Genomic DNA, 13,695 nt, shown 5'->3' with positions numbered 1-13,695 from the left:
AAGGCCGCTTACGGCTCAGCTGTCTGGGAATTGGAGGGGCTCGTGTCTGATCTTCCCCGGAAGGCGGTCACCCGTACCGTCAAGCTGGCCGCGCTGCCGCTCGGCATAGCGGGCCGGGCCACCTGGGGGCTCGGCAAGCGGATCGGCGGCAAGTCGGCGGAGATAGTGGCTCGTGAGCTCCAGCAGCGCACCGCCGAGCAGCTGTTCCGCGTACTGGGAGAGCTGAAGGGGGGCGCCATGAAGTTCGGCCAGGCGCTCTCGGTCTTCGAGTCGGCGCTGCCCGAAGAAGTCGCCGGACCCTACCGGGCCGCGCTGACGAAGCTGCAGGAGGCGGCCCCTCCGCTGCCCGCGGCCACCGTGCACCAGGTGTTGTCGGAGCGGCTGGGCGCGGACTGGCGGGAGCTGTTCGAGGAGTTCGAGGACAAGCCCGCCGCGGCGGCCTCGATCGGGCAGGTGCACCGGGCGGTGTGGCACGACGGCCGCGAGGTGGCGGTCAAGGTCCAGTACCCGGGGGCCGGCGAGGCCCTGCTGTCGGACCTGAAGCAGCTGAGCCGGTTCGCGGGGCTGCTCGGGCCGCTGATCCCGGGCATGGACATCAAGCCCTTGATCAAGGAACTGCGCGACCGCGTCTCGGAGGAACTGGACTACGAGCTGGAGGCCGAGGCGCAGCGGACGCACGCGGACGCCTTCGACGGCGACGAGGACGTGGTCGTGCCGGACGTGGTGTACCAGGGCGACGAGGTGCTGGTGACCGAGTGGATCGAGGGGACCCCGCTGTCGGAGGTGATCGCCGACGGCACCCCGGAGGAGCGCGACCGCGCCGGACAGCTGCTGGCCCGCTTCCTCTTCTCCGGCCCCGCGCGCACCGGGCTGCTGCACGCCGATCCGCACCCGGGCAACTTCCGGCTGGTCTCCGGGGCGGACGGCCGGACGCGGCTGGGCGTACTGGACTTCGGGACGGTCGACCGGCTGCCGGGCGGCTGGCCCAAGCCCATCGGCCGGTCGCTGCGGATGGCGCTGGACGATGACGCGGAGGGGGTCTACGGGCACCTGCGCGCGGAGGGGTTCGTGCGCGAGTCGATCGAGCTGGAAGCCGACGCGGTGCTCGACTATCTGAAGCCGATGCTCGAACCGGCCGAGGCCGAGGAGTTCACCTTCACCCGGACCTGGCTGCGCGGCCAGGCCGCGCGGATCGCCGACCCGCGCTCCCCCGCGCACCAGTTGGGCCGGCAGATCAACCTGCCGCCCTCCTACCTGCTGATCCACCGGGTGACGCTGAGCACCATCGGGGTGCTGTGCCAGCTCGGCGCCACGGTCAGGCTCCGCGAGGAACTGGAGTCCTGGGCGCCGGGGTTCCTGCCCGACGAGGGCTGAGCCCGGCGGCGGGCGGCCCCGACCGGGCGCGCACACCACCGGGCCCGCACCACCAGGCCCGCACCGCCGGGCGCTCACCACCAGGCGGAGTCGAGGCGGCCTTCGATGGCGCGGAGGTTCGCACGCGCGCAGTCGACGCAGAAGTACTGTCTGGTCCCGTTCTCCACGGAGCAGGTCCAGGTGGGCGGGGCGCCGGCCGGGGACTGGGCGCCGCAGCGCGCGCAGACGACGGGCGGGGCCTCGGTTCCCGGCGGTGCCGGGTGGGGAGTCGGCTGGTCCACCACCAGACGATATCCCCGCGGGGGCCGACGGGCGGTCCGCAACGCACCGGGGGGACCGGCCCGTTCGGGCCGGTCCCCCCGGTGGTTTCCTCCGAGCTCTCTCTCGAGCTCTCTCTTAGTGCATGACGGCCATGGCCAGCGCGCGCCGGGCGCGCAGCGAGACGCGCTCGGCGCGACGCTGCATGCGGCGCGCGGCGACCAGGCGCAGGGCGAGACGCTCGGCGTCGGCCTCACGCATGCGGTCGTCCATATGGGCACGAGCCATGGCTTCTGGGATGAGTTGCATTTCGCGGGTCCTGTTCTGACGCGAGGTGATCGCGCCGGCGGTGATGAAGTCTGCGGTGGCGGAGCCGTGCGGCTGCTCGCTCGTGGTGGCGTGGGGGGACATGAGGGCCTGCTTCAGGGGGTCGCGCGTGAGGGGGCGGTCGATGGTTCCGTTGGCGGTCATGCCGCGACAACCGGGTTCTTGCGCGGACGGCCACGGGGACGCTTCCGGGCGACGACGACACCCTGGACGAAGAGCTCGCCTCCCCAGACACCCCAGGGCTCGCGGCGCTCCAGCGCGCCGGCGAGGCAGGCCTCGACCAGCGGGCAGGTGCCGCAGAGGGACTTCGCGTACTCGACGTCGGCCGGGGACTCGGCGAAGAAGACCTCGGGGTCGTAGGTGCGACAGGCGACGGGCACGCCGAGGTTCTCGATGGCGTCGTCGAGCGCGGTCAGCGCGGTGAGGGGAGTCAAGGTGGAGTCCTCCGGGACTGCGGGCGGGGAGAGGGTCTGGGTCTTCGGTACGGACGGGGCGTGCGCTTCGAGTTGCACGGTGGTTTCTTCCTCGTCTTGTTCGTCTAGTCGTTCCGGCCGGTCGGCCGGGGGCGGCTGGGGTACCTCGCCCCTTCGGTCCGTCGTCCCCTGTACGGGGACAAACAGAAGGGCCGCGGATCCCGGGTGGGGTTCCGCGGCCCTGAAGGCGCCGGCCTGATCGTCAGATCAGACTGGATCACTCCAGGGTTCGAGCCCGCGGTAGGCCCACATCAGGCGGTGCTGCTGCTTCTTCGCCTGCGTCGTCTTGGATCCGGCACCGGCTGCGGCCGCAAAGGCATAGGCGCCATGCGCCTGGGCTTCTGCTGCCAGTACTGCCACCGGTGCCTGGGTCGGTCGCTCATTGCGGTCACGGACCGGCAGCGCGCTCTGCGCGGCGGGCCGGACGGGGCTGTCAGCGCACATGGCGGACAGACCGGTGACCGGCAGACCGGTACCCGTGAGGGCAAGGAGCGTGGAGGAGCCGAGGGTGCAGGAAGCGGCGACCGAGCGATCGGTCATTTTGCTGGCGGTGATGAAGCTGGTCACTGGTCTCGCCTCCTCTCGGCGTCTCGGGGACTTCGGCCCGGAGGCCTGGTCCCATGCGTATTCGGATAAGTACAGCACGGATCAGGGGCTTCGGAGAAGCCACCGTTTCCGTTGCTAAGAACCTATGGGGCTTCGCTGGGCATGTGCAAACTATTTTTCCGACGAGTTTCTACGCGTCGTCAGGATCTTCCGTCCCGGGCTCCCCACCTGCACAGATGGCGAGCACGTCGGCTCCGTACCGCTCGAGCTTCCGGGCACCCACGCCGGAGATCATCGAGAGCTCTCCCTCCTGCGAGGGCGCGGCCTCCGCGATGGCCATCAGCGTCTTGTCCGTGAAGACGCAGTAGCCGGGCATGCCCTGCTCTTTCGCCTGGACGGCGCGCCAGTCGCGCAGGCGCTCGTAGAGCCCTTCGTCCATGTCCGAAGGACAGTCCTCACAGCGCATCAGTTTCAGCTCGCCGGCGTCGGTCAGGGTCTTGCGGCAGACCCGGCACACGGCCGGGCCGCGGCGGCCCCGCTTGCGGGCCCCGGGCTCGACCGGACCGCCCGGCCTGCTTCCCGGCGCCAGGGAGCCCGGCCTCAGGCCGTTCAGGAAGCGGCTGGGGCGTCGGGACCCGCGGCCGCCCGGAGTCCGGGAGAGGGCCCAGGAGAGCGTCAGGTGGTGCCGGGCCCGGGTGACGCCGACGTAGAGCAGCCGGCGCTCCTCCTCGACCTGTTCGTCGGTCTTCGCATAGGTGATCGGGATCATGCCGTCGGTCAGGCCCACGAGGAACACGGCGTCCCACTCCAGGCCCTTCGCCGCGTGCAGCGAGGCGAGGGTGACGCCCTGGACGGTCGGGGCGTGCTGGGCGGCCTTGCGTTCGTCCAGCTCGACCGTCAGGTCGGCCAGGGTCGCGGACGGCCGGCTGCGGGCGAAGTCCTCGGCGAGCCGGACCAGCGCGGCCAGCGATTCCCACTGGTCGCGGACGGCGCCGGAACCGGCGGGCGGTTCGCTGGTCCAGCCGGTGGAGCTGAGCACGGCCCGCACCTGCGAGCCGAGCTCCACGACGTCGTCGAGCAGCCGGTCGTTGCCGCCGGAACGGGCGGCTCCGCGCAGGGCGAGGATCGCCTTCTGGACCTCGGCGCGCTCGAAGAAGCGCTCGGCTCCGCGCAGCTGGTAGGGGACTCCGGCGTCGGCGAGGGCCTGCTCGTAGACCTCGGACTGGGCGTTGATGCGGTAGAGCACGGCGATCTCGCCCGCCGGGACGCCGGCCGCGACGAGGTCCCGGATCCGGTGGGCGATGCCCTCGGCCTCGGCGGGCTCGTCCGCGTACTCGGCGTAGACCGGGTCGGGGCCGGTCTCGCGCTGGGAGACCAGCTCCAGGCGGTGCTCGGCGGCGCGGCCCTTGGCCTGGGCGAGGAGCCCGTTGGCGAGGTGGACCACCTGGGGGGTGGAGCGGTAGTCGCGGACCAGCTTGACCAGGGTGGCCTGCGGGTACTTGGTGCGGAAGTTCAGCAGGTGGTCGGGGGTGGCGCCGGTGAAGGAGTAGATCGTCTGGCTGGCGTCGCCGACCACGCAGAGGGTGTCGCGCTCGCCGAGCCAGAGGTCGAGCAGCCGCTGCTGGAGCGGGCTGACGTCCTGGTACTCGTCGACGACGAAGTGCTGGTACTGGGTGCGGATCTGCTCGGCGATGTCGTGGCGGTCCTGCAGGATGCCGACGGTGAGGAGCAGCACGTCCTCGAAGTCGATCATGCCGCGGTCGCGCTTGAGCTGCTCGTACGTCCCGTAGATCTGGGCGATCTCGGCCAGGTTCCGGGGGGCTTCGCGACCGGACTTGCGGGCGGCCGCCGGGTAGTCGGCGGGCACGGTCTGGGTGACCTTCGCCCACTCGATCTCGCCGGTGACATCGCGCAGCTCGCCCCGGTCGAGGCGGATGCGGCAGCGCGCGCCCGCCTCGGCGACGAACTGGATCTTGCGCTCCAGCAGCCGGGGCACGTCGCCGCCGACCGCCTTGGGCCAGAAGTACTGGAGCTGGCGCAGGGCGGCGGAGTGGAAGGTCCGCGCCTGGACCCCGCCCGCGCCCAGCTCGCGCAGGCGGCCGCGCATCTCGCCGGCGGCCCGGTTGGTGAACGTGACGGCCAGCACGCTCGCCGGCATCAGCTGGCCGGACCGGACCCCGTAGGCGATGCGGTGGGTGATCGCCCGGGTCTTGCCCGTGCCGGCGCCCGCGAGCACGCACACCGGCCCGCGCAGGGTCGTCGCGACCTCGCGCTGCTCCGGGTCCAGGCCCAGGAGCACCGCGTCGGCCGAGTCGGCGCCGGGCGTGAAGGATGAGGAGTGCGTTGCTGATGTCACCCCGCCATGCTGCCAGGTCTCGTGGGGAGGCCGGGAAATCCGTCCACAGGCCGCCCGTGCTCGTCCGACAGGAACATGGTCGTACCGGAGCGGGGTACGAGCACCTGCCCGCGGGCGGGCGGGAATGGGCGCGCGGTCCCGTACGTTCAATCCCTCGGGCCAATCGGACCAACGAGCACCCACGAATGGAGAGCGCAGCATGCAGGACGCGGGAACGGTCACGATGTACAGCACGACCTGGTGCGGCTACTGCCGTCGGCTGAAGAGCCAGATGGACCGGGAAGGCATCGCCTACACCGAGATCAACATCGAGCTCGACCCCGAGTCCGCGGCGTTCGTGGAGAAGGCGAACGGCGGCAACCAGACGGTTCCCACCGTCCTCGTCACCTCCTCCGCGGGCAACGAGTCCGTCATGACGAACCCGAGCCTGGCCCAGGTCAAGCAGGCCCTCGCCGTCTGATGTGCTGAACGCCACGCACGGAAGGCCCCCGCCGAGGCGGGGGCTTCTGCGTCTGCGGGGACCGGCCGACCGGCCTGTCGTTTTGCTACGTGATCAAGGGGGAGGAAGCGGCACGTGACGACGACCGTGTTTCGCATCGGCGGAGATCTGGAAGTGCGCAGGCTCGGATTCGGGGCCATGCGCCTGCCCACGGACCCGGGTCCGGGCCGTGAGGGTTCGCTCGCGGTGGCCCGGCGGGCCGTCGAGCTGGGCATCACCCTGATCGACACCGCCTACCTGTACGGCTGGGGCGCCAACGAGGAACTGCTGGCCGAGGCGCTGCACCCCTACCCGGACGGGGTCCTGGTCACCACCAAGGTCGGCATCGCCCGGTCCGTCCCGTCGGGCGACTGGACGCAGGACGCGCGTCCGGCCGCGCTGCGCGAGCAGGTCGAGCAGGCGCTGCGCCGGCTGCGCGTCGAGCGGATCGAGCTGCTCCAGCTGCACCGGCTCGACCCGCGGACGCCCCTCGCCGACCAGATCGGCACGCTGCGGGACCTGCGGGCCGAGGGCAAGATCGGCCATATCGGGCTGTCGGAGGTCACCGTCGGCGAACTCGACGCGGCCCGGGAGATCGTCGACATCGCGAGCGTGCAGAACCGCTACAACCTGCTCGACCGGGAGCACGAACCCGTGCTCGCGGCCTGCGAGGCGGCGGGCATCGCGTTCCTGCCGTGGGCCACCGTCGCCTGGGGACGGTCCGGGGCGACCGCCGAGATCGCCGCCGTGGCGGCCGAGGCCGGAGCCACCCCCACGCAGGTCGCGCTCGCCTGGCTCCTCGGGCACTCGCCGGTGATCCTCCCGATCCCCGGCACGTCCCGGATCACCCACCTGGAGGAGAACCTCGCCGCGGAGGGCCTCCGGCTGACCGAAGCCCAGCGCGCCCGCCTCGACCGGCTGTCCGGCCAGTCCTCGGATCAGTCGTCCGGCCAGTCCTCTGGTCCGCCGTCCGACCGCGACGGTGGTAGCGCCGCCTGACCAGGGACGGACGAAGGCCCCCGCCGGAGCGGGGGCCTTCGTCGGTGTCCGGGCGGTGCGGGGGTGTCAGGCGGCCGTGACCGGCTTCGGGAGCGGCTTGCCGTACCAGAGCTCGACCAGGCGGGCCGCGATGGAGATGCCCGCCGGGGGGAGGATCTCGCCGACCTCGATCGCCGTGCGCAGGTCGTCGCGGGAGAACCAGCGGGCCTCCTGGATCTCGTCCCCGTCGACCGTGATGTCGAAGGTGACGGCGCGCGCCGTGAAGCCCAGCATCAGGCTGTACGGGAACGGCCAGGGCTGGCTGGCGACGTACTCGACCTCGCCGACCTTGACGCCCGCCTCCTCCCAGACCTCGCGGATGACCGACTGCTCGATCGACTCGCCCGGCTCGACGAATCCCGCGAGGGTGGAGAAGCGGCCCTCGGGCCAGTGCACCTGGCGGCCCAGCAGCGCGCGGTCCTGGTCGTCCGTGACCAGCATGATCACGGCCGGGTCGGTCCGCGGGTAGTGCTCGGCCCCGCAGCCCGGGCAGCGGCGGATGTGCCCGGCCGCGGCGACCACCGTGCGCTCGCCGCAGCGGGAGCAGAAGCGGTGCATGCGCTGCCAGTTCTCCAGCGCCACCGCGTGCACCATCAGCCCGGCGTCCCGCGCGGACAGCAGCATTCCGGCCTCGCGCAGCCCGGCCGGGCGGGCCGACTGGTCCATGCGGCCGGGCAGCGAGTCCTTCTGCAGCGCGAAGTACCGTACGCCGTCCTCGTCGGCCCCCAGGAAGTACCGGTGGGTCTCGGTGACCGGGGCCTCGAAGGCCGGGGTCATCACGATCGCGGTGCCGCCGTCGGGGGTGTCGTCGATCAGGACCTGGCCGCCCGAGACGACGAAGACGCGGGTGCTGGGGTGGCTCCACGCCGCGGCGAGCCACGCCTCGTCGAGGCGGTGGTGCGCGGCGCGGTCGATTCCGCTGGGCGCGGCCAGCGAGATCGGACGCTCGGACTCGGTATGGGTGCTCACAGGTACTTCCAACTCCCCCGGTGGTGGGACACAGGCAGGCTCAGCAGGACGGACGGGTGTGCGGGTACGGGTGCGGGTGCGGCGTCGTCAAGCGGACGCCGGCTTCCAGTGGGCGGCGAGGTCGCCCCAGAGGTAGGCGGCCGTCTCGACCCCCTTGGCGAGCAGGTCGAGCTCGACCTTCTCGTTCGGCGAGTGCCAGCCGTCGGAGGGTACGGAGATCCCGAGGAAGAGGACGGGTGCGTTCAGCACGTCCTGGAGGTCGGCCGCCGGCCCCGAGCCGCCCTCGCGGGTGAAGCGGACCTTCTGGCCGAAGGCCCTGCTCATGGCGCGTACGACCGACTGCAGCGCCGGGTGGTCCAGCGGTGTCAGGCATGGCCGGGTCGGGGCGCCGAAGGTGATGGAATGCCGGATTCCGGCCGGGACGCGCTCCGCGACCCAGGCGGTGACGGCCGTCTCGACCTCGTACGGGTCCTGCCCGGAGACCAGCCGGAACGACAGCTTCAGGTGCGCCGAGGCGGGCACGATGGTCTTGCCGCCGGGTCCCTGGTAGCCGCCGCCGATGCCGTTGACCTCGGCGGTCGGGCGGGCCCAGACGCGCTCCAGCGTGGAGTAGCCGGCCTCGCCCGAGGCCGCGTACGACTTGGCCGTACGGAGCCACTCGCTCTCGTCGAAGGGGAGCTCGGCGATCAGCGCCCGCTCCGCGTCCGTGAGCTCGGCGATGTTGTCGTAGAAGCCGGGGATCGTGACCCGCTCGTCGGCGTCGTGCAGGGCCGCGACGAGACGGGCGGCGACGGTGGCCGGATTGGGCACGGCGCCGCCGAAGGCACCCGAGTGGATGTCCTGGTCGGGGCCGAAGAAGTCGATCTCGCAGTCGGCGACGCCGCGCATGCCGGTGCAGACAGTGGGGGTGGTCTCGGACCACATGCCGGTGTCGGAGACGATCACGACGTCGGCGGCGAGGCGGGCCGCCTCGCGCTCCACGAGGGCGCGGAAGTGCGGGGAACCGGACTCCTCCTCGCCCTCGATGATCAGCTTGAGGTGCACGGCGGGGGCGGACGCGCCGGTCGCGGCGAGGTGGGCCCGGACGCCGAGGGTGTGGAAGAACACCTGCCCCTTGTCGTCGGCCGCGCCGCGCCCGTACATCCGGCCGTCCTTGATCACCGGCTCGAACGGGTCGGTGTGCCAGCCGTCTGCGAGGGCGGCGGGCTGCACGTCGTGGTGCCCGTAGACGAGGACGGTGGGGGCGGCGGGGTCCGCGCTCGGCCATTCGGCGAAGACGGCGGGGGCGCCGGCCGTCTGCCAGACCTCGGTGACCGGGAAACCGGTCTCCTTGAGCTTCGCGGCCAGCCAGTCGGCGCTGCGCCGTACGTCGTCCGCGTGCTCGGGCTGGGCCGAGACGGAGGGGATGCGGAGCCAGTCGGCGAGGTCGTCGAGGAAGGCGGCGCGGTGCGTGTCGATGTACGTGCGGACGACGCTGTCCGCCGGGGTGTCGCTCATGCCCCCGAGCCTAGCCGTCCGTGCGATGGTCACTTTCCGTGTCCGTTTTGCCTTGGAGGATCTGCTCAAGACGAGCGCGGTCGGGGAGGTTGCGGGGGCGGATCACGCGGCCGCTGCGGACGTGCAGGAACACGGCCGTGACCTTGGCGAGGGGGGTGTTCGTGGCTTCCGCCCAGGCCAGGCGGTAGACGGCCAGCTGGAGGGGGTCGGCCTCGGTGGTGCGGCCGGTCTTCCAGTCGACGATCTCGTAGCCGACGCTGCCGATGCCGATGCCGCTGCCGTCCGCGTCTGTGTCCGCGTCCGCGTCCGCGTCCGCGGTGCGGTAGACGGCGTCGATCCGGGCGCGGATCACCCGGCCGGCGAGGGTCAGCTGGACCGGGACCTCCATGCGGTACGGGGTCCGGTCGGCGTACGGGCTGCGCTCGAAGGCCGCCTTGAGGGACTCGAGGTCGGCCTCGTCGGCGATGTCCTGGTCGGAGGCGTCCCCGCCCGGGGGCTGGGCGCCGGGGAGGTCGGTGAGGGGGTCGAGGACGTCGAGGTGGGGCAGCGGGAGCTCCTCGAATCGGGACTCGACCCAGGCATGGAACCGGGTGCCCTGGCGGGCGGCGGGCTGCGGGGCCTTCGGCATGGGGCGGGCGAGGTCGCGTACGAAGCCCTGCTCGTCGGAGGCGAGGCGGAGCAGCTGGCTGGCGGAGAGCGCGGGCGGGAGCTCCACGTCTCGGACGGCCTCGCGGGCGCGGCGGAGCTCGCCCTCCAGGGCGTCGAGGTCGCGGTCCCAGGAGGCGATGGCCCGGGCGTCTTCGGGGGTGAGGCGCGGGCCGGGGCCGGGCCCGGCCTCTGTCCGCAGGTCGTCGCCGCGGGGCGCGGCGGGGCGCGGGCGGGGCTCCGCCGCGGCCCAGTCGGCGTCCCCGGCCTCGTCCTCCGGCCACAGGGCGTCGCCGCCGGGCACGGCGGGGCGCGGGCGGGGCCTGGCCCGGGCCGGGTCCTCGGCCTCCGGCCACAGGTCGTCGGCGGGCGCCAACCGGCGCAGGCCGGAATCGGCCACCGGCCACCAGTCGTCGGCGGGCGCCGACGGGCGCAGGCCGGGCTCGGCCTCCGGCCACAGGGCGTCGGCGGCGGGCGCGGCGGGGCGCGGGCGGGGCGCGGACCAGTCGGCGTCCTGCGGCCAGAGGGCGTCGGGGGCCGGGGGGGCTTCTTCTTCCCCCACCCCGCCCCTTCCCGAAACCGGGGCTGTGCCCCGGACCCCCTGCGGGGTTCCGCCTGCGGCGGCGGGCACAGCCTGGCCGGTGCGGTCGGCGGGCGCGCCCTGGCCTGCCCCGGCCTGCGGCCAGGTGGCGTCCGCGGCGGTGGGCCCGTCGGCAGGGTCCGGCCGCGGGGCGGCTGTCGCTGCGGCCTCGTCCGGCCACGGGATGGTCGTGTCTGCGGACTCGTCGGCCTCGTCCGGCCACGGGGCCGGGGGTTCCTCGTCGTAGGCGGGGTCTTCGCAGTGCGGGGGCCAGAGGTGGGGGTCCGCCGGTGAGACCGGGTGCTCCCGGGTCTTCCCGGAGGCCCCCCGACCCTCCGGGGTACCCGAGTGGCCCAGGTGGTCCGGGTCGCCCTGGTGGTCCGGGTCATCCGGGTAGCCCAGGTCGGCCGAGTCATCCGGGTAGCCCAGGTGGGCCGGGTCGTGCGGGTGGGCCGGGTCGTGCGGCTGGGCTGGGTAGCCCGGGGCGTCCGAGTAGCCCAGGTGGGCTGGGTAGCCCGGGTGGGCCCGGGGCCCCGCGGGGTCCGAGGGGGCGGCGGTCGGCCGGGGTGTCGGGTGGAGGTAGGACTCGACCAGGGTGGCTGCTTTGCGGCGGAGGGTGAGGGAGGCGGGGTCCAGGGGGAGGGGCCAGGAGTGGTCCGGGGTCGAGTCCGTGGAGAGGGCCGGGTTTTCCGCGTCCGGGGCCGGGGTGTCGGCCCAGGCTTCGATCTCGCCGTGGCCCGCGGCGCAGTGTTCGTACAGGGCGGTCAGGAACTCGGACGGGCCGCGCCGTTTCTTCTGCGTCGGGCCCCACCAGTGGCCCGAGGCCAGGAGGAGGGAGCGGGGGCGGGTGAAGGTGACGTAGCCGAGGCGGAGTTCTTCGGTTGCCTTGTGGGACTTGAGGGATGACTTGAAGGCGCGCAGGCCCTGTGAGGTCCATTCCGGGGTGGGCGGGAGGGTCGGCGCGTCCCCGCGCAGGGCATACGGGAGGACCTTCGCGTACGAGGTCCAGGCCTCCGGGGCCTTCTCCTTCGGGAATGAGCCGGCGGAGAGGTCGGGGACCACGACCACGTCCCACTCCAGGCCCTTGGACTTGTGGGCCGTCAGGACCTTGACCGTGTTCTCGCCGCCGGGGAGGGCGTGGTCCAGGCCCTTTTCGTACTGGGCCGCCGTGCGCAGGAAGCCGAGGAAGGCCAGGAGGGAGGCCTCGCCGTCCAGGGAGGCGAAGCCGGCCGCCACGTCCATGAAGCTCGACAGGGTCTCCCGGCGGCGGGCCGCCAGCGCGTGCGGGGACGAGGCCAGTTCCACGTCGAGGCCGGTCGTCGACAGGACCCGGTGCAGGACGTCCATCAGGGGGTCGGAGAGGGAACGGCGCAGGTCGCGCAGTTCCTGGGCCAGGTGCGCGAAGCGGACCCTGGCGGCGGCGGAGAAGGGCAGCTGGTCGGGGGCGGACTGGCCCGCGCCGTCCAGGAAGGTTTCCAGGGCGTCGGCCAGCGACACGATCTCCGCCGGGTCCACGCCCTCGACGGCTGCCGCGAGGCGGTCGTCGTCGCCGGAGGAGGGAGAGCGGGAGATCAGGGTGCGGGCGCGGCGGCCGAGCAGGGCCAGGTCGCGGGCGCCGATCCGCCAGCGCGGCCCGATGAGCAGGCGGACGAGCGCGGCGTTGGCGCCCGGGTCCTGGAGGACCTCGCAGACGGCGACGAGGTCCGCGACCTCCGGGAGGTGGAGCAGGCCGGACAGGCCGACCACTTCGACCGGGACGTCCCGCTCGACGAGGACCGCCTGGATCCGTGCGAAATCCCCGCCCGAGCGGCACAGTACGGCGATCTCGCGCGGCTCCGTGCCGGTGCGGACCAAGTGGGCGACGGAGTCGCCGATCCAGTCGAGCTCCTGCGCGTGGGTCTCCAGCAGCGCGCACCGCACGGAGCCGTCGCGCTCCGCGCCCGGTGCGGGGCGCAGGGCCTCGACTCCCTCGTGCATGGCGCGCAGCGGGGCGGCGAGGTCGTTGGCGAGGTCCAGGAGGCGGCCGCCGCTGCGCCGGTTCTCGCTGAGGGAGAAGCGGGTCGCGGCGCTGCCGTCGGCGTACGGGAAGTGCTCGGGGAAGTCGTCGAGGTTGGCCACGGAGGCGCCGCGCCAGCCGTAGATGGCCTGGCAGGGGTCGCCGACGGCGGTCACCGCGTGCCCGGTGCCCCCGCCGAACAGCCCGGACAGCAGCAGCCGCTGCGCGACCGAGGTGTCCTGGTACTCGTCGAGCAGGACGACGCGGAACTCCTCGCGCAGCAGGGCGCCGACCTCGGGCCGGGTGGTGGCGAGCCGCGCGGAGAGGGCTATCTGGTCGCCGAAGTCGAGGAGGTCGCGGGAGCGTTTGGCCGCGCGGTAGCGGGAAACCAGCTCGAGCAGCTCCAGGCGGCCGCGGACCGCCTCGGGCACCTTGCGCAGGTCCTCGTTGCTCAGCTTGACGTCCGCGAGGGCGGAGAGGAGCTCCGTGTCGTACGCGCGCAGGCGCTCCGGCGGTACGAGGTGCTCGGAGAGCTCCCCGTCGAGCGCGAGCAGGTCGCTGACCAGGTCGGGAACGGATTTGGTGAGGGAGGGGTAGGGGCCGGGGGCCTCGCGGAGCACGCGGGCGGCGAGCTGGAAGCGGGTGGCGTCGGCGAGCAGCCGGGCGCTGGGCTCCAGGCCGATGCGCAGGCCGTGGTCCTTGAGGAGCTGTCCGGCGAAGGCGTGGTACGTGGAGATGCGCGGCTCCCCGCCCGCGGAGTCGGCCTCGGCCGGGGAGGGGTCCGGATCGGTGATCCCGGCGCGCGCGAGGGCGGTCCGTACCCGCTCGGCGAGCTCGCCGGCGGCCTTGTTGGTGAAGGTCAGGCCGAGGACCTGCTCGGGCGCGACCGCGCCGGTGCCGACCAGCCAGACCACGCGGGCGGCCATGACGGTCGTCTTGCCGGAACCGGCGCCGGCCACGATGACCTGCGGGGCGGGCGGGGCGGTGACGCAGGCCATCTGTTCGGGCGTGAAGGGGATCCCCAGGAGCTCCTTGAGCTGCTCGGGATCGGTGAGGACGGACGCAGACCCGGACACGTCCAGAGACCCCCTTGAGCTAACCATCCGTAGCGATCCTATGACACTATGTATGCGCACGCCCGGCGCCCAGGCGACGTCG

11 protein-coding genes are annotated in these 13,695 nt (G+C 73.1%); 3 read left to right on the top strand and 8 right to left on the bottom strand.

The annotated features are described in order from the left end of the window. Positions 1 to 42: 42 nt before the first annotated feature. Complete coding sequence (locus MTF69_RS18855; RefSeq protein WP_243336062.1) at positions 43 to 1,374, top strand: AarF/ABC1/UbiB kinase family protein; 1,332 nt, start codon at positions 43 to 45, stop codon at positions 1,372 to 1,374. A gap of 74 nt (positions 1,375 to 1,448) precedes the next feature. On the opposite strand, the gene MTF69_RS18850 is transcribed toward MTF69_RS18855, so the two are convergent. From MTF69_RS18850 to MTF69_RS18830, 5 genes are all read right to left on the bottom strand, one after another. Beyond that, on the bottom strand, positions 1,449 to 1,658 hold the full coding sequence (locus MTF69_RS18850; RefSeq protein WP_374323334.1) for a hypothetical protein: 210 nt from the start codon (positions 1,656 to 1,658) through the stop codon (positions 1,449 to 1,451). Positions 1,659 to 1,770: 112 nt separating this feature from the next. After that, the gene (locus tag MTF69_RS18845; RefSeq protein WP_243336060.1) at positions 1,771 to 2,103 is read right to left on the bottom strand and encodes a hypothetical protein; all 333 of its coding nucleotides are present in this window, start codon (positions 2,101 to 2,103) and stop codon (positions 1,771 to 1,773) included. Then, entirely contained in the window at positions 2,100 to 2,471 is a 372-nt protein-coding gene (locus tag MTF69_RS18840; RefSeq protein ID WP_214949242.1) for a WhiB family transcriptional regulator, read from the bottom strand. Before MTF69_RS18840 ends, MTF69_RS18845 begins: the two co-directional genes overlap by 4 nt. Positions 2,472 to 2,639: 168 nt before the next feature. Then, complete coding sequence (locus MTF69_RS18835; RefSeq protein WP_243336059.1) at positions 2,640 to 2,999, bottom strand: hypothetical protein; 360 nt, start codon at positions 2,997 to 2,999, stop codon at positions 2,640 to 2,642. A gap of 169 nt (positions 3,000 to 3,168) precedes the next feature. Next, the gene (locus MTF69_RS18830) at positions 3,169 to 5,277 is read right to left on the bottom strand and encodes an ATP-dependent DNA helicase UvrD2 (RefSeq protein WP_243336153.1); all 2,109 of its coding nucleotides are present in this window, start codon (positions 5,275 to 5,277) and stop codon (positions 3,169 to 3,171) included. Between the two features lie 256 nt (positions 5,278 to 5,533). Here MTF69_RS18830 and MTF69_RS18825 point away from each other — a divergent pair, with 256 nt between their 5' ends. Together MTF69_RS18825 and MTF69_RS18820 are read left to right on the top strand one after the other, a co-directional pair. Next, positions 5,534 to 5,794 (top strand): mycoredoxin, encoded by a 261-nt coding sequence (locus tag MTF69_RS18825; RefSeq protein ID WP_243336058.1) that lies wholly within the window; start codon positions 5,534 to 5,536, stop codon positions 5,792 to 5,794. Between the two features lie 114 nt (positions 5,795 to 5,908). Beyond that, a complete protein-coding gene (locus MTF69_RS18820) occupies positions 5,909 to 6,811 on the top strand; it encodes an aldo/keto reductase (RefSeq protein WP_243336057.1) in 903 nt (300 codons plus the stop codon). A 66-nt stretch (positions 6,812 to 6,877) separates the two neighbouring features. On the opposite strand, the gene nudC is transcribed toward MTF69_RS18820, so the two are convergent. From nudC to MTF69_RS18805, 3 genes are all read right to left on the bottom strand, one after another. After that, complete coding sequence (nudC, locus tag MTF69_RS18815) at positions 6,878 to 7,831, bottom strand: NAD(+) diphosphatase (RefSeq protein WP_279345916.1); 954 nt, start codon at positions 7,829 to 7,831, stop codon at positions 6,878 to 6,880. 75 nt (positions 7,832 to 7,906) lie between these two features. Further along, positions 7,907 to 9,316, bottom strand: coding sequence for a dipeptidase (locus MTF69_RS18810; RefSeq protein ID WP_243336052.1), 1,410 nt, complete (start codon positions 9,314 to 9,316; stop codon positions 7,907 to 7,909). A 10-nt stretch (positions 9,317 to 9,326) separates the two neighbouring features. Next, the gene (locus MTF69_RS18805; protein ID WP_243336051.1) at positions 9,327 to 13,640 is read right to left on the bottom strand and encodes an ATP-dependent DNA helicase; all 4,314 of its coding nucleotides are present in this window, start codon (positions 13,638 to 13,640) and stop codon (positions 9,327 to 9,329) included. Positions 13,641 to 13,695 lie beyond the last annotated feature (55 nt).

The organism is Streptomyces sp. AP-93 (assembly GCF_022808175.1).
Taxonomy (GTDB): domain Bacteria; phylum Actinomycetota; class Actinomycetes; order Streptomycetales; family Streptomycetaceae; genus Streptomyces.
Note: the sequence above shows the minus strand (reverse complement) of the source record. Positions and strands in the feature narration are given on the sequence as shown.